This is a genomic window from Streptomyces sp. NBC_01622, assembly GCF_045209635.1.
Classification (GTDB): Bacteria; Actinomycetota; Actinomycetes; order Streptomycetales; family Streptomycetaceae; genus Streptomyces.
The window spans coordinates 1,764,978-1,787,388 of record NZ_CP109293.1 but is presented as its reverse complement, the minus strand read 5'-3'; the positions used below and the strand labels follow the sequence as shown (position 1 = coordinate 1,787,388).

Below are 22,411 nucleotides of genomic sequence, written 5' to 3'. Positions count from 1 at the left end.
CAGAAAGCCGTGGAACAGGGGCACGGCCGACCAGGTCATCGACGACTGTCCGGTGTCCGTGCGCGTTCTCGTGGTTCGGATGGTGGCTTCACGCCCGCCGGCACCGGTGCCGTGGGCACGCTGGAGCGAACACGCGTGTGGCCGTTGCCAGTTCACGTGCTGAAAGGGGCTGCTGCGCTCGCGTATCCGGCCGTCGGAGGGGCGCGAGCACAGCAGCCTGCTGAATGGCCGGTGCCTGCGGTGGGTGCTGGGGTGACCTGCTCGCTTATCGACCGGCTGCCGCACCTCGCAGTTCTGCCTCTGCCCCGGGGGTCAGTGCGGCAGCGACGGACGGCTTCCAGCCAAGGGCCCGGGCGGCGAGGAGCGCCGCGCCAACGGCTGTTACTTCCGGTTCCACGATGACGTGGGCTGCTGTGCCGGTCACCGCTTGTTTGATGTCGAGCCAGCCGCGGGAGCGGGCCCAGCCGCCCGCGGTGTAGACAGGCGCGTCCGGCTCGGCGAGGGCCTGTACGGCGGCGATGGCAAGGCCACCGCGTCGCGCCAGTGCGCCGAGTACGGCAGATGCCCTGGAGTGCGGGTCGGACGCGGAACGGGGCGCGTAGAAGGGCGTGTGGCCGCCCGCCGCGCCGGGGTGGAAGGTGTCCGAGAACAGATGATCGTCGGGTGTGGCGTTGCCGGAGATCAGACGGTCGAGGGCATCGGCCACGGCCGGATCCTGCGACGCCCATGCGACGTTCCGGGCGAGTTCCTCCACGTGGAGAACGGTGGCTCCGAAGGCGTTGTGAATGCCGGGTGAGACATCGACGGCCCCAGGCACATGGCCGGGCGGAGCATGTGTCTGCGCGACGACGACTTCCGCGGTGCCCATGGAGTCGAGGACGGCTCCGGGGCGTAGCTGATGGACGCCCCAGCCGCCGACGGGGTGGTCGTGCCCTCCGGCCACCACGAGGGCGCCGGGCCTGAGGACGCCGGCGTTCCGCAGCCGCTCGGAGCGTACGTGGCCGACGACGGCTCCCGTCGGCACGACCGTGGGCAGCAGTTCGGAGGCGCCGAGAGTCGCCTGCACGCGGCTGGTGTGCCAGGTGCGTGCGAGCGGGCGCCAGGCCCCGGTGCGCGCGGCGAGGGTGTCGCTGAGGAAGGCCGTGCCGCTCCAGCGGCAGGCGGCGTAGTCGGTCAGGGCGAGCCAGGCCGCCGCTCGATCGGCTCCGGGCTGACCGCGGGCCCAGGCCCAGCCGACCAGTGTGCGGGCGGCGTCGGTGGAGGTGCCGACGTCGTCGGCGGGGTCGAGGTGGTGCCGCAGCTCGCCGAACAGATCGGTGCGGCGGGGGTCGAACCAGGCCAGCGCCGAGGTGAGGGGCGTGAGTGAGGCATCGGTCAGAACACCGTCCTCACCGATGCCGGCAGCGCAGAGCGCTGCGATGGCGTAGCGCTCCCCACAGGCCTCGACGGCCATCTCTTCGAGGCACTCGAAGAGCCGTGCCGCGTCGATCGAGGGATCGTCGACGGACCTCGGGGTGGCGCGGCGTATGCGGGTGACGACGTGGCCGGCCGAGTCGAGCGCCACCACTTTGACGTTCGTGCTGCCGATGTCGATACCGAGTACGGCATCCGCCCGTTGCGGCGAGGTTCCCACGCGCTTGTCATCTCCTTCGATCGACGCGGCGGCTCATGTCCCTGCGGCGCGGATCAGTCGTCGAAGCTGACGCTGCGGGTGAGGGCGGCGACCTCGGACAGGAGCTTCTCGGCGACGTCGGTCTCGCGCTGCCATATGTTGCGTCCGACGATGACACCACGTGCACCGGCGCGGATGGTCTGGGCGATGGCGTCGACGGTCTCGGAAGGCTCTCCGGCGAGCGGGCCGCCGGCGATCACGAGGGGCACCTTGAGTTCTTCGACGAGGCGGCGGGTGCGCTCCTCCCCGGGGAAGGCGATCTTGATGATGTGGGCGCCGAGGTCATAGGCGATGCGCGCGATCTTCTCCTCTTCGACGATGACCTCTTCCGTGCGCGGGGCACCGATGAGGACGGGTTCGAGGATCAGCGGGATGTCCCAGGCGTCGCAGGCGGTGACTACGTCGCCGACGCGCTTGCACAGGGCGGCCTGCTCGACGCGGGAGACGTTCCAGGGGAAGAGCATCTTGACGGCGTCCACGCCCATGCGGACAGCCTCCTCGACGGTGGTGATGAGGCCGTGGGAGCCGCCGCCGTCGTTCTGGGCGTAGTCGTAGAAGGTGTCGATGGTCAGTACGCGGGTCAGGTGCGGGTTGCGGGCGAAGAAGGCTTCGGTCTGCTTGACCTGGCCAGGGGTCATCATGAAGCCGGTGACGTCCTTGTCGCCCCACGTGGCGAAAGGCGCGGAAGGGGTCTCCAGGCCCTCGATGCGGTTGAAGATCAGCCCGTGGTCGACGGGCATGATGATGGCGACCCGGTCGCTGGGGAGCGTGCGGCGCATCCGGTATTCCATGGACATGGCTGTCTTGTCCCTCTCGTCGTGAGCGCGTGATCCGCTGGTCGGGCGGGGTGCGGTCTCGCCTACCACTAACTTGTACGTACAGTCTGGACTGTCCGAACAGTAGGCTCTAGCGTGAGACCGGTCAAGACCCGAGCAAAGGAGCACGGCGCCATGCACCGGCACATCGTCAATCGCCCTGAGCACGCCGCAGAGGAAGCTCTCGAGGGGCTCGCTCTCACACATCCGCAACTGCTCGCCTACGACCGCGCGGCGGGCATCGTCACGCGGGCACAGCCGGCCAGGGACAAGGTCGGACTGGTCTCCGGCGGCGGCTCGGGCCATGAACCGCTGCACGCCGGATTCGTGGGCGCCGGCATGCTCGATGTGGCAGTGCCCGGCGCCCTGTTCGCCAGTCCGACGGCATTGCAGGTCCATACGGGCACGGTCGCTGCGGACTCCGGGCGGGGAGTCGTGCAGATCGTGAAGAACTACACCGGCGATGTCCTCAACTTCCAGATCGCCGGCGAACTCGCCCAGGACGACGCGGTCAAGACCGAGGTCGTACTCGTCGACGACGACCTCGCCACGGATGCGGAGGACGACGGGCCCGGCCGGCGCGGGACCGCCGCCGTACTCGCCGTGGAGAAGATCTGCGGCGCGGCCGCGGAGGCGGGGGCCGATCTGGTCGAAGTGGCCGACCTCGGCCGGCGGGTCGCACGGAGCGCCCGCACCCTCAGCCTCGCACTGACCGCGGGCACCCATCCCGGCGCCGACGAACCCGCCTTCGTCCTGCCCGACGACGAGGTCGAACTCGGCGTGGGGATCCACGGCGAACGCGGCAGGGGTCGTATCCCGTTCGCGGACGCAGACACCCTCATCGCCCAGCTCGTCGACCCTGTCGTCGCCGCTCTCGGGCTCCGGCGGGGCTCGGCGGTGATCGCCATCGTCAACGGCCTCGGCGGGACATCCCCGTTGGACCTGTCCGTGGCCGCCCGCACCGTCCACCATCACCTCGGTGCCCTGGGCGTCACGATCGAGCGCTCCCTGGCCGGCTCCTACGTGACCTCCCTGGACATGCACGGGATATCGGTGACCTTGCTGCCCGCCGACGCCGACCTGCTTCCCCTGTGGGACGCCCCCGTGCGGACTCCCGCCCTGACCTGGTGACAAGACAAGGACGCACCATGACCGACACATCCGTGGACATCACGCTGGCCGACGGCTTCGGCAACCGCTGGACCGAGATCCTGCTGAGCACCTTCCTCCAGGGCCGCGCCGAGGACCTCGGCCGACTCGACCGACTGACCGGCGACGGCGACTTCGGTAACAACATCACCTCCGCCCTCCGGCGGGCCCAGCAGAGCATCGACGCGGAGGAGCCGCAGGACTACCGCGGCTGGCTGACCGCCGTCTCCCGCGGCTTTCTCGGCACCGGTGGCACCAGCGGCCCGCTGTTCGGCATGTTCTTCCGCGACCTCGCCCACTGCTCCGACGACGGCGAGCCCACCCTCGGCGAACTCTCCAATGGGCTGACCGCCGCCGCGGCCACGGTGCAGCGTTACGGCAAGGCCGAGGTCGGCCACAAGACCATGATCGACGCGCTCGTGCCCGCCGCCCGGACTCTGGAATCGCTCCTGCCCGGCACTGATCCGGTCCAGGCACTCGATCGCACCGCGCAGGCAGCCGTCGAGGGTGCGCGCAGCACAGCCGACCTGGTCGCCAAGCGGGGCCGCGCCAGCTATGTCGGGGAGGTGGCCCGCGGGGTGCTTGATCCCGGGGCGGCCGCGGCCGCCATCGTGCTCCAGGCGGCGGCCGCCGCGCAGTCCACCGCCAGCCCGGGCCTGGACACCGGCTGGATCAACGCCTGACGCACCGTGTACAGCGGGGGTGCGGCCGTACGTGGCCCCACCCCCACTGTCTTCTATCGCTCCGGCGGGTCACATTGACTGGATGGTCCGGACAGTACAGACGGCGCATTACGATGAAGAACCCCGGCATTGCCGTCACTGCCGGGGTCAGCGGAGGGAGCGCACCGTGACGCTATCGGGGGCCATTGACCGGCAGTCCTCGACGCCCTACTACCAGCAGCTCGTCGAAGCACTGGAGCACCGGCTCACCGGTGGTGAGATCCCGCAGGGCGAGAGGCTTCCGAGCGAGAACGAGCTGGGCAAGGAGTTCGGGCTGTCGAGGGCGACGGTCCGCCAGGCGTTGCAGGTTCTGGAGTCCCAGGGTCTGGTGACGCGGGTGACCAACCGGGGCGTCTTCGCCACCCAGCCGCCTGCCGAGGACGAGGGCTGGACCATCCAGCAGCCCCAGGGCTTCCTGGAGAACGCCCTCAGCCACCAGAACACCTCCGTGACCACCCAGGTGCTGCGCCACGGGCCGACCATCCTGCCCGCGTTCGCGTGCCAGCAGCTGAAGGTGCCGGAGAACACCGCCGGCTACGAACTGGTCCGGCTGCGCACCCTCAACGGTGTGCCCGCGCTGTACAGCATCAACTACAGCCCGCCGGACCTGGTTCCCGCGATCGCCGCAGCCCATGACGTGCTCGACGGCCAGGCCTCCCTCAGCCAGGCGCTCGCGGCCGCCGGATACAGCCTCGGTGGCGCCCACCGTTCGGTACGGGCCGTGGCGCCGTCCCCCGAGATCGCCGCCGCCCTGGACATCAAGCCGACCACGCCCACCCTGCACATCCGCTCCACCTCGTGGACTCCGACAGGGCAGCACTTCGACGTCTATGACACCTGGGTCCGCAGCGACATCGTTCCTCTGGAAGTCAACGTGGACGCCACCGGCAGTTCCTGAACCCCGGCACCGCCGATGCGATCCGGCAGAGGGCGGCCACCGTGCACCCGCACGGTGGCCGCCGCTCTTCCCCGTTCGGGGTCTGTGTCACGCGTTGGCCCGTTCGGCCGCCGGGGCGGTGACGTGCGCCAAGGGGAGACCCTCTTCCACCGCCTGCTGCGATTCCTCGGGAACCCGCAGCCAGCGGACCGCGATCCCGGCCAGCACGTACAGGCAGGCGAAGATGACGGTCACCCCGCCGGGGCCGATGAGGCCCAGGAACACCGTCACGATCAGCGGCCCGACAAAGGTGGCGGCACCGGCTCCGAGGTTGAGCACCGCGATGGCGTTGCCCTTCTGCCCGGGGGCCATCAGCGACATCAGTACCGAGATCGGTGTGAAACCGGCCAGGGTGATGCCGTACAGCGCCGCGCACAGCACAGCCACCCAGTACCGGTCACTGACGTGGGCGGGCAGGAAGTACAGGCACAGCGAGCTGACGGCGGAGGCGACGCAGCCGAACCAACGCAGGGTGCGGTGCCAGCCCAGACGATCGCTGAGCACCCCGAAGAAGAGATTGGCGAAGATGTTCGCCGCGCCCAGGACGAACACCAACTGCAGCCATCCCGAGGTGCCGAAGTGCAGGTCGTCGGAGAACACCGTGGGCAGGAAGACCAGGAACCCGAACTGCGGTGCGGTGTTGACGATCCGCACCAGGCAACCGATCGCGATGCGCGGCTGGGAGAAGAGGATGGCGACGCTGTTGGCGATGCTGCGCCCCGCGGACACCTCCGGCGCCGCAAGACGCTCGCCGCCTGTCGCGTGACGGATTCCGGTCAGCGCGATGATGCCGCCCGTGACGACCAGCACGAGGGAGATCCACAGGGTCGCGTATTCGCCGATCAGCGGTTCGCTGCCGCTGGCCAGGAGTGAGCCGAGGGTCGGCAGGCCGCCGGTGAAGGCGAAGTAGAACCACCCCACGGCCGAGCCGAGCCGGTGCGCGGGACTGCCCGCCAGCACCCACACCAGGAAGCCGTAGGCGAAGAAGGGATAGCCGAAACCGCGCAGGCCGTAGGCCACCAGCATCAGGGGATAGTTCTCGGTGGGCAGGGCGACGGCCAGGAAGACGACCTCCAGGCTGCCCCAGACGGCAAGACCCAGCCACATGACCCGGCGCGGCCCCCACACATCCGACAGGGCCCCCGAAAGCCAGGACCCAGCCGTGACCACCGCGCCGTAGACGGTGATGGCGACCGCGGCCCTGGTCTCCGAGCCGGCGCCGTGGTCGGCCAGGTAGGGGGAGATGTAGCCGGACTCGACCCCGTCGCCGATCATGAACAACAGCAGACCGACGAACCCCCACACCAACGGACGTGGCAGGCCGAGCCGGTCGATCAGGCCCTGCTCACTGCGGGCCGGCGAAACAGATGCGGACATGAGCGTCTTCAATCGTCTCGACAAGCGTGTGGCATCACCGCTGCGGAAGGACGTGAACCTTGCGGGCGGCGTCGGACCGGGCAGCCTCAAGGGCAGCGGCGTAGTCCTCAAGGCCGAAGGTATGGGTGACCATGCCCTCCGACAGGCGCGGAAGGTCCAGTACCGCAGCGACCGCGTCGGGGTAGGCGGTCGCCAGCGACTGCGAGCCCACCAGGGACAGTTCACGGTCGAACAGGTCGTAGGGGAACAGGTCGATCGACGCCTCGGGGCTGACCACGCCCATTTGTAGCAGCGTCCCGCGCTTGGCCAGCCGCTCCAGCGCGTCCGACACGGCCGAAGGATGACCGCTCGCCTCGATGACCAGGTCGACGTCATGACCGGCGGCCCGCTCACCCGGTGCGTGCACCGCATCGGCACCGAACTCCACGGCCGCGTCGCGGCGCACCGCGCTCGGCTCGATGACACCGATGGACTGGGCCTCCTGGGCCTTGGCGTAGGCCACGGCCAGCAGGCCGATCGAGCCGGCCCCGTAGACCAGCACGCGCAGACCCTTGAGCTGGCGGATACGCGAGGCGGCATGCAGAACGCAGGCCAGCGGCTCGATCAGAGCTCCCGTGGCGAAGTCCAGCCCCTCCGGCAGCCGGTACACCACCTTGTTCGGAACACGCACCAACTCGGCACAGGCCCCGTCGATGGTCACCCCGATCGCCATCAGCTCCGGGCACAGGTTCGTCGCCCCGGCCTGGCACTGCTCGCACACTCCGCACGCGACGTTCGGGTCCACACACACGCGGTCTCCGGCAGCGAATCGTTCGACGCCGAGGCCGACGGACACCACCGTGCCGGCGAACTCGTGACCGGGCACGACCGGGAAGCGGCCGGTCGGGTAGTCCCCTTCGGCAAGATGGAGGTCCGTGCCGCAGATGCCGACCGCGGCGGGAGCGATCACGACCTCGCCGGGGCCGGGTTCAGGATCAGGCAGCTCTCGGATCTCAGTGGGTCCCCGTCCATCCAGGATTACCGCACGCATCGTCGCGTCCTCTCACCGGCTCGCGCTGAGCAAAGAACCCAGCCACACAGGCCGCCGGTGGTGTCCCTGCACCGGCGAACACCCAGCACGGTAGGCGGTCCCACCCATCCTGTCCATACGTTACGTACTGTACGTACAATAATTTGCCCAACCTGTCCGTGCTGAGGCGGGCGTCGTGGACCATGTCCAGATCTTCAAGGGCCGGGTCGCAGCCCGCCTGCATGGGCGCGGTGGATGCGGGCCGCGTCGGGCCGAAAGGCGAGGCATCGGGTATCCCGAGGGCGGTGCGCCGACAAGTGGCGAGTGGGCCCGGCGCGAGCGTGTCCGTCGGGGGCCGAGGTGATGCCCCGCTCGACCGATGCCGAAGGGCCGGCGCCACACCGCGCGCCGGCCCATGAACGTGTTTCACGTACTCCCTGGCGGGAGCCCGGCCGTTGGCCGGGCTCCCGCCCAGTACGCCGCCCATTGAGGCGTGCTGGTGTCTAGGAGGACACCAGCACCAGGGACCACAGCTGAGAGGTGGCGCCGGTGTACGCCTGCTGGACGATCTGCGCGCCGTCGGTGGTGGCTGCTCCGGAAACGGTGAGGGCGAGACCCGAATTGCGGTTCACCAGCTTGTAGTTGGAGCCGACGGCGACCACCTGCCACTGCTGGTCGTTGCCACTGTTCTGCACCCACTGCACGGCGCTCGCGCCGCTGGCCGTGCTGGCCGCCAGGATGCCGAGGGCTCGGCCGCTGTTCTTGTCGAGCAGCGTGCTGTATCCGCTGCCGACATCCGTGACGTGCCACAACTGGTCGGCCGACCCGTTGTCGGTCCACTGCACGACGTTCTGCCCGTCGTGCAGGTCCGCGGCGTACACGCCGAGGGCCTTACCGCTGTTGGCGTTGACGAGCTTGTAGTACGCGCCGGTGGAGTTCCCGAAGTCGATGTCCGCGTAGGAGATGGTGGTCGTCCCGCCGACGATCTCGACTCGGCCCGTGTTGGGGATGTAGGTGAGGCTGCGGCTGTAGGAGGACGCCATCGTCGTGTGCTGCTGCGTCCACGCACCGGTGCTGCTTCCGCTGGCGTTCGTCCAGACGTCCCCGCTGCCCGCGGCGTTGAAGAGGATCCGCCCGTTCGGCATGCGCATGAGTACCGGGCTGCCTCCACGGGACAGGGCACTGGAGCCCGATGTCACCGAGAGCGAGGTGACGCCGGTACCCGCGGTACCGCCCACCGAGTAGAAGTGCAGCGGATCGCTGGCGATCTTGTAGCGGACGTTGTCACCGCCACCCCAGTATTCGTAGGTCATCATCCACTTGCCGTCGCTGGTCTGGACGACATTGGTCATGCCGGGGCGGCCGCCGCCGATCTCGCTGTAACCGGACGAATTGGTGACCGTCGTCCCGGAGACATCGACAACCGGGCTGCTCCACGACGAGCTGACGCCGTCCCAGGTCCGGTGCGCGAGGATCTGTGTGGAGGGATCCGGAGTCGTGGCGTTGTTCGGGTCGAGCGTCGGGACGCCCGTCGACGAGTCGTAGCCGGTGTAGTCGTTCTCGTCGGAGTAGTAGGCGACGAGCTGGTTGTTGTAGACCATCAGGTACGGCTCCCAGACGGGGTCGTTCTGGTGGTTGGTGTTCTCGGTGGCCGGGTAGTTCGCGCCGTTGGACCAGCTGCCCGTCGTGATGACGTTGACGACATTCCACGTCGCGCCCGAGTCGGTGCTCGAGTAGAGCGCGATCGCCGTGTTGCTGCGGTCGCCGTCGTGCGTCGGCGTGTAGCTGGAGTTGGCTGCCTTCTGGTCGAGGTAGTTGTAGTCGTCGCCCGAGACGACGGTCGCCATCAGCAGTGTGCCGGATGCGAGATTTCCGACTGCCTGGGGCAGCACGTACAGATACGGGTTGGTCCAGTTACTGACGTACGCGGAATAGGCGGGGTTCGACGACGCGTACGCCGGTGCCTTGACGTCTGCCAGTTGCTGCCAGGTCGTGCCGTTGTCGTCGCTCTTGTACACCGGCATTGTCTGGCCGTCGGCCGAACCCGAGGCGGCTACCGTCGACTTCTCGAATGCCGCGACGATCCTTCCGCTCGGCAGCACGGCCGTTTTCGGGTACAGCGCGCAGTTGTTGGTGGCCTTCGTGCAGGATGCGTTGCTCGGGAGCTGGTAGAGGGTGGCGGGATTCGGTGTGGACGCCTGCGCAGGCGTCACGAAGGTCCACAGCGCCGCGGCTATAGCCAGAACAACGATCAAAGCTTTACGCGGATGTCTTGTGCTTTTCATCTTTCCTCCCGAAAAGATAGACAAGATCGGATCTTGGAGTCCGGAGCGATCCGGGATCCGTATGCCGGCGGCCGGTGGTTCCTCTCCGGCTTGGCGGCGCCAAAGCGGAGGTGAGTTTGTCTTCCCCCAGGTATTTGGAGCGGCCCGTCCATGCCATGGCAAGGGGGGAAGTCAAACGTTCGAGTCGCGGACTGAGCCTGCGGATCGGCGTAGTTGAGTTGGGCCCTGGGGTATCAGTTTTCCTGGTTGGCGAGTGGGAGAATTCACGGCTTATGGCGTACGCATGCGTCCACCGCTCTGCTGTATTCGCCCATCGCGCCTGATTCCGTCGAGGGCACGAAGTGCGTGAAATCCGAGGGGAGTCGAGCGACCTGTCCGCGACAGCTGTTCGCAGAGGAAGGCGGGGTTGCGCTTTCCTCAACTGTTGACAGTGACAGGGGAATTGCTGATGTCACGTCTCTGTCGGTGCTTTCGCGGACGACGCGGACCGGATGGGTGGCGGTCCGTTCAAAAGAGGCGGGCAGCCTGCCGTTCCGGCTGCGGTTGTAACGCAGTTCCGATGCCTTCGTACCATCGCGAACAAGGCAACCCCATCACCTCCTCTGAACTCCCCGACGGGGGGCGGGGATGGGCCAATTATTCGGGCGTGGGGCATCCGTGTCACCAGCGCGTTTCGAAAGTGTTTCGCAGAGGGGCGGTTCACTGTGTATTGACGTGTCGGCGCACCCGTCGCCATCCAGGCGGTTTCAAAGTCCCGGTGATCACGTGATGTGCAGGTCGCGACGGTAGGTCGATGGGTGGTCGGCCCGGTCCGTAGGCAACGAAGCTCAGGTTGATGCCGGTGACCGATCAAGCAGCCTGTATTGCCCGGGGCTTCGATGTGCCGTCAGTTCGTCGGCATCTGTCTGGTCAAGTTGCCCACCCAGCAGCATCGGTTGATCAGGCCGCCGAGCCTGCGGCTGCAGACGCCGGCCGACTCGCGGCATCGGCGCGGCAGGCGTCACTCGTTCGTGAATATCCTGCTGACTGCCTGCTGGGCGGTGCTGACCGGGGCGCGCCCGTTCGCCGCGATCGGACAGTGGGCACGAAGCGCCCCGTGGTACGCGCTCGCTCGGCTCGGAGCCCTCGCCCCGACAGTCTTCGATGCGCGGATCGCACCGAGCGCAGCGACCACCCGCCGGGTGCTGAATGCCGCCTGTCCCGGTGGTATGGCAGACCTGCTCGGATCGATCCGACGGGGGCCGAAGCCCTCATGGTGGACGGCACGAACGCCGGGGGATCGCACCACGGCGAGATCTCGGCCGCCCATCTGCTGGCAGGGGCACCGCCGACCTCACTGTTACCCCGCTGCGGGTGCAGGACAAGACGAATGGAATCACCGGCTTCGACGAGTTGGATTGTTCTGGACGGGCTGTGGAGGATCGCGAAGTTGCTGATCCCTGCGCAGAGGGTGCGGCCGCAGGGCGGCGGAAGGCAGGGCACACCTGATGAGACGCTGTTTGCGGCCATCGTCTCTCTGGTCTGCGGCTGCGGCTGCGGCTGGCGCCGGGTGCCGCTCTGCTTCGACATATCGAAGTCGACGGCTCACCGCCGGTTCCTGATCTGGTCCCGGGCCGGTGTCTGGGGCCGCCCGCACGGCGCCGTGCTGCACTGGCTCGACGGCGCCGGCTTCGTCGACGTCACCCGCGTCTCCGCCCATCCTCGCGTCACTTCTCCCCCTGACGTTTTCCGCCCCGAAGCCCACTCGTGGCGTCCCTGGTCTTCGACCCAGGTGCGAACCACTCCGCGGCTTCCAGCCTCAGCTATTCACGGGCCGCCCGCCTCTTCGGCGCCAGCCCGCCGCCCCGCGCGTACCTCATGCCCCGGCCTTCCGAAAGGGTTTCGAAGCGCCAGAAGCACACCCGTCACCGTGAGTTCAACTTCAGGACACAGATCCCTGCCAGGGTGCGGTGAATCTGCTTGAACTTGCAAGCAGTTCTTCGCCTCCCCTCATCGCGTACAACCGGCACGCCGCTGCCGGTCTGGGCACCAGGAGTGAGCCACCACATGCACCCCCCGTTCAAGTCGTCCTCCAAGACGAACAGGGCCCCCGCCCGCACAAGCGCCCCGATCAAGCGCATCGCCACCGTCGGCGCGCTGGCCCTCGCCTCGACGCTGTCCTTCGTCTCGCCCGCGAGCGCCGCGACCGACATCAGAGGCACCGAATCGTGGAGCACGGACAAGTTGTTGATGAGTCTGTGCACAGGCTCGACCAGCAAGACGTATTGGTGGATCAACGTCAACACCGGCCAGGTGTCGAAGGACACCACGAACGGCCTTCCGGCCAAGAGCCTCCAGTCGGGCCTCGAGCGCTTCGAGGGATCGTGCTACTACCCGCAGTCGTCGACCTGGACCTGGACTGGCTCGGAAACGGGGGTTACCGAACCCCTGGTGAACTGCGCCTACGGCTCGGGACTCAGCCAGACCGTCCAGGCGAACGGAAGCACCACGAGCACCACGACCAATAGTGTCTCCGGCTCGATCGGCATCGACTGGACCATCCTGGAGAAGGTCCTCTCGGTCCAGGCCGGCGCCAGCTACGAGCACAGCTGGTCGTACGCGAAGCAGTCGGGCTGGTCCGTGTCGACCACCCTCACCGTGAACCCGCGCCGGACGGGTTGGCTGGTGCTGCGCCCGGAGATGCGCACGGTGCGCAGCAACCCGGTCTTCCACGTCGACAAGTACTCGTGGGGCAAGTCGGGCGGTGGTCAGGAGAACACCACCACCTGGCGTGGCCGCAGCTATAACGAGATCAGCTCGCGTGGCGCCTACTACGACGCCAAGGCCAACGTGCTCAACTCCCAGGGCAAGCCGTCCGGTAAGTACGTGGCCTACGACCGAGCGGTGAACAGCTCGGACTGCCGAAACTGATTCCGGCACGGGAGGATCTGCCGGGAAGTCGGCGGCGCCACCGCGGGAGAGCGGCGCGCCCCACCACCCTCAAGGGGCGGATTCAACAAATCGTCGCAACACAGGGGGTGTTGCGACGTTCATTAGAACCCAAGAGGGGGTGGCGGGGCGCGCCGTCGTAGGCGCATCGGGCAAGGGCGCCGCACAGGGGTGGGCCCGTTCACCTGTCCACCGCTTCGGTTCAGGCGAGCCCTGGGACTGCGGGCCATCGGCCTGACACTTAGCCGGGAGCCCCTCTGAGCTGGCCCGAGTCCTGTGGCGGCCGATCTTGTGTGTCTCAGACTGCGTTCGGAGCGGCCAGGCAACGGTGGTGAGCCACCTCGAACTCCTCGGGCGGGAGGAGGTCGAGAGCGGAGTGCAGGCGCCCGGTGTTGTATCAGCCCACCTACTGCCCGATGGCGCCTTCGGGCCCGGTCGGCGTCTCGCCAGGGGGCTTGGTGTTCGATCAGCTCGGCCTTGAAGGTGCCGTTGAGTGCCTCGGTCATCGCGTTGTCGTACGAGTCAGCGACGGAGCCCACGGACGCGGCGGCGTCGACGTTCGCCAGTCCGTCCTCGCGCCGCAGTTGGCGGTGGATCCTGCGGGTGCCGTAGGTCTTGCCGAAGGCAGCGTGGGGGGTGTCCCTGCATGTCCTCGGCGGCGGCTGCCTTCCCGGCTCGAGTTCTCGTCCTCCGGACGCCTCTGTAACCGCCACCACGTGCCACCTGCCTGGCCAAGATCGTGTCCGACATAGGCAGGTGCGTGTCGGCCTGCGACCGCGGCTTGGACAGGGAACGGTGGAGCCCACTGGGGCGGACTTGGCAGTAGCTGGTCCAGGTCCCACGGCGGCCGACAAGCCCACTTGCCCTCGTCGTGGTCGGTGATGACGCCAGGCCGGCCGTGTGTGACGCGGGAGCCGTAGTCAATGAGGAGGTCGCCGACTCGCCCCTTACCGAAGCGTGTCGAGGAAGAGCGGCTGCACCACGACGTGACGCGGGTCTTCGGGCTTGGGTGAACCGGACTACTACCGTCCTGCAGGGCGGACCGGATCCCTCATCCTGACCGATCCGAGAAGTCCGTGTCGGTCGAGTAGGGCCGCTGCCTTGGCGGCCTGACGAGACCGGTCTCGTAGGCGAACACGACGGCCTGGACGCGGGCGCGGGCGCCGATCTTGGTGAGGATGCTGCTGATGTGGCTCTTGACCGTGGTCGGGGCTATCGAGAGGCGTTCGGCGATCTCCCTGCTGCTCCAGCCGGAGGCGAGAGCGGCGAGCACCTCGCATTCGCGCTCGCTGAGATGGGACAGCCGGTGCCTGCGTTCGGTGAGGTCGGCTCGGCTCTGCTCACGGACCGCGTCGACGAGTGCGTGGGTGAGGTGCGGAGACAGGACGGCACCCCCGAGCGCGATGACGTGGATAGCCGCTGTCAATTCGTGAGGGAGGGCGTCCTTGAGGAGGACTCCGTCGGCACCGGCGCGCAGCGCGGCGCAGGCGGATTCGTCGGCGTCGGAGGGGCTGAGTAGCAGTACCCGCGGGGGGAGCGTGTCTGTCCCGTCGGCGTGAGGTGCCGTCGAATCCTCGGCGGGCCGCGTGATGCGATGGATGGCCTGAATGTGCTTCTCGTCCGGCCGACCCATATCCATGAGGACGACGTCGGGCCGGAGTGTGTCGGCGAGTCGGACTGCCTCGGCGCAGGCGGTCGCCTCGCCCGCGATCGTGAGGTCGGACTGGGCTTCCAGGAACATCCGCAGGCCGAGGCGTTGCAGAGCCTGGTCGTTGACGATGAGAACGGTGGTCATGCGGGTGCTCTCCCGGCGGACCGGGCCCTGGAGGCGTTCGGCCGGCGATGGTTGGGGCGGTGATGGTGTGGGGGGGCGCGGACCCAGCCACGGATCCTGGGATTTTTCGGATCGTGGCCGGGTCCTTCACCCGCACCGGGCGCCTGTCCCCACGGACGGCCGGCGCGGACCGGACGCGCGCTCCGCTTGAGTACGCGCGACCGGAGTCGCGGGTCGCAGGAGGAAGGAGGCCGGGGCGGCCTGCCCGAAGGCCTCGCTGCTCTGTGACTGTTGCCGTCCTCAGCTCTTGACGGTGCTCAGGACTGCGGTGGCCATGCCCTGTTCGCCCCGTTCGTTGGGGTGGACCATTGCGGCGGGACTGCTGGGCTTGAGGGGTTCGATCCATCGAGTGGCCGCCGGGGAGCAAGCGTCGTGGCCGGCGGACGGGGTGAAGGTGTCGACGTACGTGGCCCCCGCGGCTCGCGCGCGTTCGCCGAGCATGGTGTTGAGTTCCTGCTGTTTCTGGCGCAGGAACGTGACGTCGCCGGGCGCGATGGGCAGGCCGCGACCGCAGCGTGTGCCCTTGGCGGGCAGGATCGACGGGTAGCCGACGACGTAGACCCGGGCCTCGGGCGCACGGCGTTGGATCTCGTTGAGTGCCTGGGCGAGGTGGTCACCCGCGGTGCGTATTTTCTGGGCCACCTTGTCGGTGCCGCCGGAGGTGTACTTCTCCTCGCAGGGTGCCTTGTCGGTGATGTCAGTGATGCGCTCGGCCAGTTTGAAGAGCGTTCCCGTGCCGACGCACTTGGTGATCATTGAGCTGAAGCCGATGTCGTTGCCGCCGATGCCGAGCGTGACCAGCCGCGTGTCGGTGGTCAGCGCGGAGAGCTGTGCGGGGTTGGTGCCGTTGCCGGTGGACTGAGGGGTGGTGAGGTCGGAGATGGTGGCGCCACTGCAGCTGACGTCACGGAAGTCGGCCGCCTTGAGACCGAGTTCCTTGGCGACCAGGGCCGGATAGTTGCGACCGGAGCGGTCACAGCCGGCCGGAGTGGCGGTCTGAGGAGAGATCTTGGGGCCCGAGGTGTACGAGTCGCCGAGTGCGACGTACGGCCCCTTGGATATCTCCTTGTTGTTGCTCTGGTTGCTCTGGTTGCTCTTGTTGCTGCTGTCGGAGCTCTGTCCAATGCTGACGGCGGTGACCAGTACCCCGCAGGCAAGGGCCATGCCCATGCCGGTTCGTGCCAACGGTCCCATTGCTGTGTCCTGTTCTTCGTTGTGGATGCTGGGTTGCGGGGACGTGGCGGTACACAAGGAGCGGTGTCGGTGCGGCCCGTGGGGGCGAGCGGGGCGGGGCGGTTTACGACGGGCGGACGAGTCCGGTGTCGTAGGCGAAGATGACGGCCTGCACGCGGTCGCGGGCGTCGATCTTGGTGAGGATGCGGCCGATGTGGGATTTGATCGTGGATTCGGCGAGGTGGAGACGCTCGGCGATCTCCTGGTTCGTCCAGCCGGTGGCCATGGCGGTGAGGACTTCGCACTCGCGTTGGGTCAGGTCGTCGAGGCGGCGCTGCTGCTGCGGACTGTGCCCGGGGAGGCGGTCGCTGAAGGCGTCGATCAGTTTGCGGGTGAGGCCGGGCGAGATGACGGCGTCGCCGGCGGCCACGGCCCGGACCCCGGCGACGAGTTCGTCGGGCTGGGCGTCCTTGAGCAGGAAGCCGCTGGCTCCGGCTCGCAGGGCGTCGTAGGCGTATTCGTCGAGGTCGAAGGTCGTCAGCACCAGGATGCGTGAACGGCCGCCGGACTCCACGATGCGGCGGGTGGCCTCGATGCCGTCCATGCCGGGCATCCGGACGTCCATGAGGACGACGTCGGGCCGGAGTTCGGCGGTCATACGGACCGCTTCACCGCCGTTGGTGGCCTCCCCGACGACGTTCATGTCGGACTGGGCCTCCAGGAGCATGTTGAAGCCCATCCGTTGCAGGGCCTGGTCGTCGACGATGAGGACGGTGGTCATGAGGGGTGCTTCTCCGGGGAGTTGGGCTGCGGGCTGGGGACGAGGAGGGCGCGGACGGACCAGCCGCCGTGAGCGTTGGGGCCTGCGGTGACGGTGCCCTGGTAGAGGGCGGCGCGTTCGCGCATGCCGACCAGGCCACGGCCGCCGCCCGCGCGGGGACGGTTCGCCGAGGGTGTGCGGGACGGGCCGGTGTCCTCGACGGTGACGCGCACGGCGTCCGGGTCGGCGGTGAGGGACACCTGGACCGAGGTGTCGGGGGCGGCGTACTTGACGGTGTTGGTCAGGGCCTCCTGGATGATGCGGTAGACGGAGAGCTGGATCCCGGGAGGCAGGTCGGTGAGGCTGCCGCGGGCGTCCAGAGTGACGGTGGGACCGGCCGCGCGGACGCGGTCCAGCAGCGAGTCGAGGTCGGTCAGGCCGGGCTGCGGGGCGAGCGGCATGTCGCCCGGCCGGTCGTCCTCCTCGCCGATGACGGAGAGCAGGCGGCGCAGTTCGGCCAGTGCGTCACGGCCGCTGGTGCTGATGATGCGGAGAGTCTGGGCCCCGCGTTCCGGCTTCTTCTCGGTGAGGGCGGCGGCGCCGTCGGCGAGACCGACGATGACGGCGAGGGTGTGGCCGAGGATGTCGTGCATCTCCCGGGAGACCCGGGCACGTTCCTGCGCTATGGCCAGGCGGGCCTGCTGGTCGCGTTCCTTCCTCAGGGCGTCGATATAAGCACTGGCCAGTCGGCTGAGCAGGCCCAGCGCGGCGAACGCCGCCATCGCGGTCATCGCCAACAGGGTCACGACCTCGGGGCGTGTGGCGTGTTCCAGCTGGCCGCCCCGCCAGAAGACGGCGGCCCACACTCCGAGCTGCACGGTGGTGATGCCGACGGCTAGAGCGAGTTGCCGGGGGGTGCTGTAGCGGCCGACGTTGAAGAGGGCCACGACCCGTGCGGACTCGGCTCCGGTCAACACGCCCAGCGGGAGGGCCACTATGGAGGCGGCGGTGGTCAGGGCGAAGACCAGCATGGGCCGGCGTTCCCGCCACAGGAGGGGGAGGGTGAACGCGACGATGAGCGCCAGCTGCGCCGGGACGTCGCCGGTGTTGTAGGGATTGAGGTAGGAGTTGATGCCGAGCGCGGCGCAGAAGGCCGGCACCCCCCAGTACCGGACCTTGGGATGGGCCCGGTCGGCCCGGCGCAGCGCTGCCAGCCGGAAGATGACCGAGGCGATCACACGCTGTTCGGAATCGCTGGTCAGGGTCTCCAGGACCCGGCGGTTGTCCGGGCTGGGGGCCGCGGGGGCGCTCGGTGTGGTCACGGGGGTCCTTCATAGGTCGGGAGGCCGCCCGCCGGTCCCGGGGGATTGGACCGGCGGGCGGGGCTGGGGCGGCGGCCGGTGGGAGGGGGCCGCTCCCGTTGCCGACCGGGCGGTGGTCGGCAGCTTGTCGCTGCGGCTCGTTCCGGTCAGCGCTTGCGGAACATCTTCTTTCGTATCCCCCTCATTGTTGTGGCCTTCGACTTGCTCGTGTCGCCGGGCGGGGTGGCGTCGTCGGCGCGTGCGAAACGTTGCTTGAGCCCGGACATTCCCCGCGTCCTGCCGTGGTGATGCCGTGGAAGCGGCGACGTGGACGCAGCAGTATCGGAGGTGTCGGAGCCGGAACCGCTGGTGAAGGTGTGCGGGGAGCTGTAGCTGTCCGAGCCCGGGTGGCCCCCGGCGGCCACGCCTGCGAGTACAGGTTCGGGCGCGGTGCTCGTGCTGTCGGTGTCCAACGACTGGCGCAGCTTCTCGCCCTCCACGTCCACGTCGGGCATGATCCGGTCGAGCCACTTGGGCAGCGCCCAGGCGCGGCGGCCTAGCAGGGTCATCACCGCGGGGACGATGGTCATGCGGACCACGAAGGCGTCGAAGAACACGGCGGAGCCGAGGCCGAGGCCGACCGACTTGATCAGGGCCGCGTCGTCGAGGAGGAACCCGGAGAACACGGAGATCATGATGATCGCCGCGGCGGTGACTACCCGTCCGCTGTGCCGGAAGCCTCCGATGATGGCCTGGGTGGGTTCGGCTCCGTGGACGTACTCCTCCCTCATTCGGGTGACGAGGAAGACCTCGTAGTCCATGGCGAGGCCGAAGACGACGCCGATCAGCAGGATGGGCAGGACGCTGACGATGGGCGCGGTCTGGTCGACGCCGAAGATGTCCGAGAGCCAGCCCCACTGGAAGACCGCGACCAGGACGCCGAGGGTGGAGGCGATGGTGAGTAGGAAGCCGAGCGTCGCCTTGAGCGGGATCAGGATCGAGCGGAAGACCAGCAGCAGCAGGACCAGGGCCAGGCCGACGACGATGGCCAGGTAGGGGATGAGGGCCTGGGCGAGCTTGGTCGAGACGTCGATGTTGACGGCCGTGGTTCCAGTGACCATCAGGTCGGCGCCGGTGTCCTTCTGCAGGGCGGCGCTGTGGTCGCGGATGTTCTTGACCAGGTCCTTGGTGGCCTGGCTGGTGGGGGCGCTGTCGGGGATGACGCCGATGATGGCGACGTCACCGGCCTTGTTGAAGGCCGCGTCACGGACTGATGCGACATCGTCCAGCTTGCCCATCACCGCGGTGGCGTCCGCGGCGGCAGCCTTGGGGTCGTTGCTGTCGCGGGCGTCGACGACAACGGTCAACGGGCCGTTGAAGCCGGGTCCGAAGCCCTTGCTGAGGGTGTCGTAGGCGAGGCGCTGGGTGCTGTGCGGAGGCTTCATGGAGTCGTCAGGCAGCGTCATACGCAGCGACAGGGCGGGGATGGCCAGCAGTCCGAGCCCGATCACCGAGGTGACCAGGACCTTGACCGGGTTGCGGGTGACGAACTTCGCCCACCGCACGCCCATCGACTCGCCCTCGCCGCGCTCCAGCGCCTTCATGCGGCGGGTCTGCAGCTTGCCCTTCATGACCCGAGTACCGGCGAAGCCGAGCATGGCGGGCAGCAGCGTCAGCGCGATCACCACGGCGATGGCGACCGCGAAAGCGGAGCCCAGGCCCATGGAGGTGAGCATCTGGATGCCGATGACACTCAGACCCGCGAGCGCGATGATCACGGTCAGGCCCGCGAAGACGACCGCCGAGCCGGCGGTGCCCAGGGCTCGTCCGCAGGCTTCTTCGGGGTCGTGGCCGTCGCGGATCTCGTTGCGGTAGCGGGAGACGATGAACAGGGCGTAGTCGATGGCGACCGCCAAGCCCAGCATCAGTGCCAGGGTGGAGGCCTGCGAGGCGATGTCGAAGAACTGAGTGGCGATGGTGATTGACAGGATGGCCGCACCCACGCCGAGAATCGCGGTGAGCAGGGGCAGCCCGCCGGCGATCATCGAGCCGAAGGTGATCATCAGGACGACGGCGGCGACGGCGAGACCGATCAGCTCCGCCGCCTTGCTGGCGGCCTTCTCCTTGACGGCGTCGCCACCCAAGCTCACTGTGAGGCCAGCCTGCTCACCCTGGGCGACGACGTCGTCCTGGACGGCATGAGCGGCGTCATTGACGTCTGCCTGGGCGACCTTGTATGTCACTCCGGCGTAGCCGATGCTGCCGGACTTGCTGACCTGCCCACTGGTGAAGGGGTCGGAGACACTCGACACCTGCGGTGACTTCTCGAGCTTCGCGACCATGGACTCGACCACGGTCTTGTTTGCGGCGGAGGTCAGTTTCTGCCCGCTCGGGGCTTCGATCACGACCCGCGCGTCGGCGCCGTCGGCGGCTGCCTGGGGGAACTCCCTCCCCAGCAGGTCGATGGCCTTCTGGGACTGCGTGCCGGGCAGCGTGAAGCTGTCCGAGGTGGAGCCGGTGGAACTCATGGCGCCGATGCCTACGGCGGCCAGGACGGCGATCCACAACATCAGGAACAGGCGTCGTCGCCGGAAGGCGAGCCGTCCCAGTCGATAGAGGAAGGTGGCCACGGGGTACTCCCACCAGGAGAAGAGATCATTACGTGAGCAGGGCCTGATCGACCCTTGATCTCAAGCTAGGTGCGGGTTTCCACGCTTCCTGCCCCCTGTGGCATCGAATCGACGGGCCGCGATTAGTACCGCAGGACTAATGCCCCTCCCCTGAAAACGCGGCGATCGGCTGTGCTCCCGTCACCCGGGGACGCTGACCACCACCCTGCCCCGCCCGCCCGCGTCGACCCGTTCGTGGGCCTTGGCGATGTCCTCCAGCGGGTAGCGGTCCGCGACGTCGACGGTGAGGGCGCCGGCCGCGGCGGCCGCGGTCAGATCACGGGCGGCCTGTCGCTTCGCCACGGCGGGGAAGTCGTCACTGCCGAGCAGCCGCAGGGTGACGTTGTTGAACAGCAGAGGCCAGAAGGGGAGTTCCGTACGGTCGGCGTGGGTGCCGTAGGCGGCGATGACGGCGTCGAGCGCGGTGACCGCGTTGTCGAGGTCGGCGTTGGCCGACAGCGACACCTCGACGACACGGTGGACGCCGCCCGGCGCGTACGAGCGGATCGCTGCCGCCGGGTCGGCCGAATCCAGGGCGACGGCGTGGGAGACGGCGGTCGCGTCGACGTGGGCGAGGTCGTCGCCATGGCGGACGGTGCCGATGACGGTGGCGCCGCCCCAGCGGGCGAGCTGGGCGGCCAGGGAGCCGACGCCGCCGAGCACACCGTGGACGAGGACGATCCGGCCGTCGACCGGGCCGTCCGCGAAAACGGCGCGGTGAGCGGTGATGCCGGGGATGCCCAGACTCGCGCCGAGCTCGTCGGTGAGGTGGTCGGGGAGACGTACGGCCTGCTGATCCGGTACGACGGTGTACTGGGCGGCGGTGCCGAAGGGCCGGTAGGACTGCGCGCCGTACACCCACACCCGCTCTCCCACGCGGTGGGCGTCGATGCCGCCGCCCACTTCGTCGATGACGCCGGCGGCGTCGCTGTGCGGGACGACCCTCGGATAGGGCATCGAGGAGCCCAGCCAGCCACGCCGCTTCTTGGTGTCGCCGGGATTGACGCCCGAGACGGTCACGCGGACCCGCACCTCGCCGGGGCCGGGGTGGGGGTCGGGCAGTTCACCGATGTGCAGGACATCGGCGGCGGAGCCCTGCCGGTCGTACCAGGACGCGAGCATGGATGTGCCTCCGGGGTCTTTCAGGGGTTCTCAGGCGGTTGTTCGCCCAGGACCTCGCGGAGCCAGGCGCGTTCGGCGCGGCTGGTCGCGCGGGCGGTGAGGAGCAGGCCACGCCGGTAGGGGTCGGCGACCTCCTCGGCGCGCAGGGGCCGGTCACCGTCGTAGAAGAAGCTCACCGGCTCCTCCAGGAACGCCAGGCGGCGGCGTAGTACCGCGTGCTGTTCGGCGGTGTCAGGGAGGTGCGAGAGGAAGGACAGCACCGTGTAGAAGCGGGTGAAGTCGGTGATCTCGTGGTCGGCCGGCTTGCGCAGGCGCTCCAGCATGTCGGCGCGGCCGGCCTCGGTCAGGCTGAGCATGTAGCGGCCTGCACCCGCGCGCGGATCGGCCCGCCGTTCCAGCAGGCCCGCCTTCGCGAGGCGGTTGATGGCCGGGTAGAGGGTGCCGTCACTGACCGGCCGGGTGTAGCCGGTCAGGTCCGAAACACGTCGGCGCAGCTCATGGCCCGGTAGGGGGCCCTCGGCCAGGAAGCCCAGTATCGCGAGTTCCAGCATGCGGCCATCTTCTCACATGTGTCATCGAATCGATATTCACATCGAATCGATGTTACGGTCGACGACGGCTCGCCTCACCGTCGAGGCCCGCACGTCCCGCAGCTCAG

At 68.6% G+C, this 22,411-nt stretch carries 17 protein-coding genes and 1 pseudogene; 6 read left to right on the top strand and 12 right to left on the bottom strand.

The window, feature by feature from the left end; genetic code table 11:
- Positions 1–265: 265 nt before the first annotated feature.
- Both OH768_RS08245 and OH768_RS08240 read right to left on the bottom strand, forming a co-directional pair.
- Complete coding sequence (locus OH768_RS08245) at positions 266–1,633, bottom strand: L-fuculokinase (RefSeq protein WP_406451550.1); 1,368 nt, start codon at positions 1,631–1,633, stop codon at positions 266–268.
- 53 nt (positions 1,634–1,686) lie between these two features.
- A complete protein-coding gene (locus tag OH768_RS08240) occupies positions 1,687–2,469 on the bottom strand; it encodes a class I fructose-bisphosphate aldolase (RefSeq protein WP_406451548.1) in 783 nt (260 codons plus the stop codon).
- 153 nt (positions 2,470–2,622) lie between these two features.
- On the opposite strand from OH768_RS08240, the gene OH768_RS08235 reads away from it, so the two are divergent.
- The 3 genes from OH768_RS08235 (at position 2,623) to OH768_RS08225 (ending at position 5,256) form a co-directional block, all read left to right on the top strand.
- Complete coding sequence (locus tag OH768_RS08235) at positions 2,623–3,618, top strand: dihydroxyacetone kinase subunit DhaK (RefSeq protein ID WP_406451546.1); 996 nt, start codon at positions 2,623–2,625, stop codon at positions 3,616–3,618.
- Positions 3,619–3,635: 17 nt separating this feature from the next.
- Positions 3,636–4,319 carry a DAK2 domain-containing protein gene (locus tag OH768_RS08230; protein WP_406451544.1) on the top strand — a complete coding sequence of 228 codons (684 nt, stop codon included), beginning with the start codon at positions 3,636–3,638 and terminating at the stop codon, positions 4,317–4,319.
- Positions 4,320–4,485: 166 nt separating this feature from the next.
- On the top strand, positions 4,486–5,256 hold the full coding sequence (locus OH768_RS08225) for a GntR family transcriptional regulator (RefSeq protein ID WP_317881306.1): 771 nt from the start codon (positions 4,486–4,488) through the stop codon (positions 5,254–5,256).
- A gap of 87 nt (positions 5,257–5,343) precedes the next feature.
- Here OH768_RS08225 and OH768_RS08220 read toward each other — a convergent pair whose 3' ends face one another.
- From OH768_RS08220 to OH768_RS08210, 3 genes are all read right to left on the bottom strand, one after another.
- Positions 5,344–6,672, bottom strand: coding sequence for an MFS transporter (locus OH768_RS08220; protein WP_406451541.1), 1,329 nt, complete (start codon positions 6,670–6,672; stop codon positions 5,344–5,346).
- A 34-nt stretch (positions 6,673–6,706) separates the two neighbouring features.
- Positions 6,707–7,702 carry an alcohol dehydrogenase catalytic domain-containing protein gene (locus OH768_RS08215; RefSeq protein ID WP_406451539.1) on the bottom strand — a complete coding sequence of 332 codons (996 nt, stop codon included), beginning with the start codon at positions 7,700–7,702 and terminating at the stop codon, positions 6,707–6,709.
- A gap of 482 nt (positions 7,703–8,184) precedes the next feature.
- Positions 8,185–9,936, bottom strand: a complete 1,752-nt coding sequence (locus OH768_RS08210) for an RICIN domain-containing protein (RefSeq protein ID WP_406451537.1) — start codon at positions 9,934–9,936, stop codon at positions 8,185–8,187.
- A gap of 908 nt (positions 9,937–10,844) precedes the next feature.
- Between OH768_RS08210 and OH768_RS08205 the strand changes: the two genes are divergently transcribed.
- The 3 genes and pseudogenes from OH768_RS08205 to OH768_RS08195 all read left to right on the top strand — a co-directional run bounded on the left by OH768_RS08205 (position 10,845) and on the right by OH768_RS08195 (position 12,876).
- Positions 10,845–11,402: a transposase family protein gene (locus OH768_RS08205; RefSeq protein ID WP_406451535.1), complete on the top strand. Its 558-nt coding sequence runs from the start codon at positions 10,845–10,847 to the stop codon at positions 11,400–11,402.
- Positions 11,336–11,671 (top strand): annotated as a pseudogene (locus OH768_RS08200) (transposase); the annotation flags it as partial. The gene OH768_RS08205 and the pseudogene OH768_RS08200, both read left to right, overlap by 67 nt.
- Before the next feature lie 341 nt (positions 11,672–12,012).
- On the top strand, positions 12,013–12,876 hold the full coding sequence (locus tag OH768_RS08195; RefSeq protein WP_406451533.1) for a hypothetical protein: 864 nt from the start codon (positions 12,013–12,015) through the stop codon (positions 12,874–12,876).
- A gap of 1,069 nt (positions 12,877–13,945) precedes the next feature.
- Here OH768_RS08195 and OH768_RS08190 read toward each other — a convergent pair.
- The 7 genes from OH768_RS08190 to OH768_RS08160 all read right to left on the bottom strand — a co-directional run bounded on the left by OH768_RS08190 (position 13,946) and on the right by OH768_RS08160 (position 22,304).
- Complete coding sequence (locus OH768_RS08190; RefSeq protein WP_406451531.1) at positions 13,946–14,689, bottom strand: LuxR C-terminal-related transcriptional regulator; 744 nt, start codon at positions 14,687–14,689, stop codon at positions 13,946–13,948.
- A gap of 279 nt (positions 14,690–14,968) precedes the next feature.
- Entirely contained in the window at positions 14,969–15,922 is a 954-nt protein-coding gene (locus OH768_RS08185; protein ID WP_406451529.1) for an SGNH/GDSL hydrolase family protein, read from the bottom strand.
- Between the two features lie 103 nt (positions 15,923–16,025).
- Positions 16,026–16,682 (bottom strand): response regulator transcription factor, encoded by a 657-nt coding sequence (locus OH768_RS08180; RefSeq protein ID WP_043666117.1) that lies wholly within the window; start codon positions 16,680–16,682, stop codon positions 16,026–16,028.
- Positions 16,679–17,983 (bottom strand): sensor histidine kinase, encoded by a 1,305-nt coding sequence (locus OH768_RS08175; RefSeq protein ID WP_406451527.1) that lies wholly within the window; start codon positions 17,981–17,983, stop codon positions 16,679–16,681. The genes OH768_RS08180 and OH768_RS08175 overlap by 4 nt, the downstream gene beginning before the upstream one ends.
- A gap of 146 nt (positions 17,984–18,129) precedes the next feature.
- A complete protein-coding gene (locus OH768_RS08170) occupies positions 18,130–20,592 on the bottom strand; it encodes an MMPL family transporter (protein ID WP_406451525.1) in 2,463 nt (820 codons plus the stop codon).
- A 180-nt stretch (positions 20,593–20,772) separates the two neighbouring features.
- Complete coding sequence (locus OH768_RS08165) at positions 20,773–21,753, bottom strand: NADPH:quinone reductase (protein WP_406451523.1); 981 nt, start codon at positions 21,751–21,753, stop codon at positions 20,773–20,775.
- Positions 21,754–21,773: 20 nt separating this feature from the next.
- Positions 21,774–22,304, bottom strand: a complete 531-nt coding sequence (locus OH768_RS08160; RefSeq protein WP_363093907.1) for a PadR family transcriptional regulator — start codon at positions 22,302–22,304, stop codon at positions 21,774–21,776.
- Positions 22,305–22,411 lie beyond the last annotated feature (107 nt).

Excerpts from the sequence above, each read along its gene's own strand:
- OH768_RS08190 (WP_406451531.1), bottom strand. The coding sequence starts at position 14,689 with ATGACCACCGTTCTCATCGTCAACGACCAGGCTCTGCAACGCCTCGGC.
- OH768_RS08165 (WP_406451523.1), bottom strand. The coding sequence starts at position 21,753 with ATGCTCGCGTCCTGGTACGACCGGCAGGGCTCCGCCGCCGATGTCCTG.
- OH768_RS08235 (WP_406451546.1), top strand. The coding sequence starts at position 2,623 with ATGCACCGGCACATCGTCAATCGCCCTGAGCACGCCGCAGAGGAAGCT.
- OH768_RS08160 (WP_363093907.1), bottom strand. The coding sequence starts at position 22,304 with ATGCTGGAACTCGCGATACTGGGCTTCCTGGCCGAGGGCCCCCTACCG.
- OH768_RS08220 (WP_406451541.1), bottom strand. The coding sequence starts at position 6,672 with ATGTCCGCATCTGTTTCGCCGGCCCGCAGTGAGCAGGGCCTGATCGAC.
- OH768_RS08240 (WP_406451548.1), bottom strand. The coding sequence starts at position 2,469 with ATGTCCATGGAATACCGGATGCGCCGCACGCTCCCCAGCGACCGGGTC.
- OH768_RS08230 (WP_406451544.1), top strand. The coding sequence starts at position 3,636 with ATGACCGACACATCCGTGGACATCACGCTGGCCGACGGCTTCGGCAAC.
- OH768_RS08185 (WP_406451529.1), bottom strand. The coding sequence starts at position 15,922 with ATGGGACCGTTGGCACGAACCGGCATGGGCATGGCCCTTGCCTGCGGG.
- OH768_RS08180 (WP_043666117.1), bottom strand. The coding sequence starts at position 16,682 with ATGACCACCGTCCTCATCGTCGACGACCAGGCCCTGCAACGGATGGGC.
- OH768_RS08205 (WP_406451535.1), top strand. The coding sequence starts at position 10,845 with ATGTGCCGTCAGTTCGTCGGCATCTGTCTGGTCAAGTTGCCCACCCAG.
- OH768_RS08215 (WP_406451539.1), bottom strand. The coding sequence starts at position 7,702 with ATGCGTGCGGTAATCCTGGATGGACGGGGACCCACTGAGATCCGAGAG.
- OH768_RS08195 (WP_406451533.1), top strand. The coding sequence starts at position 12,013 with ATGCACCCCCCGTTCAAGTCGTCCTCCAAGACGAACAGGGCCCCCGCC.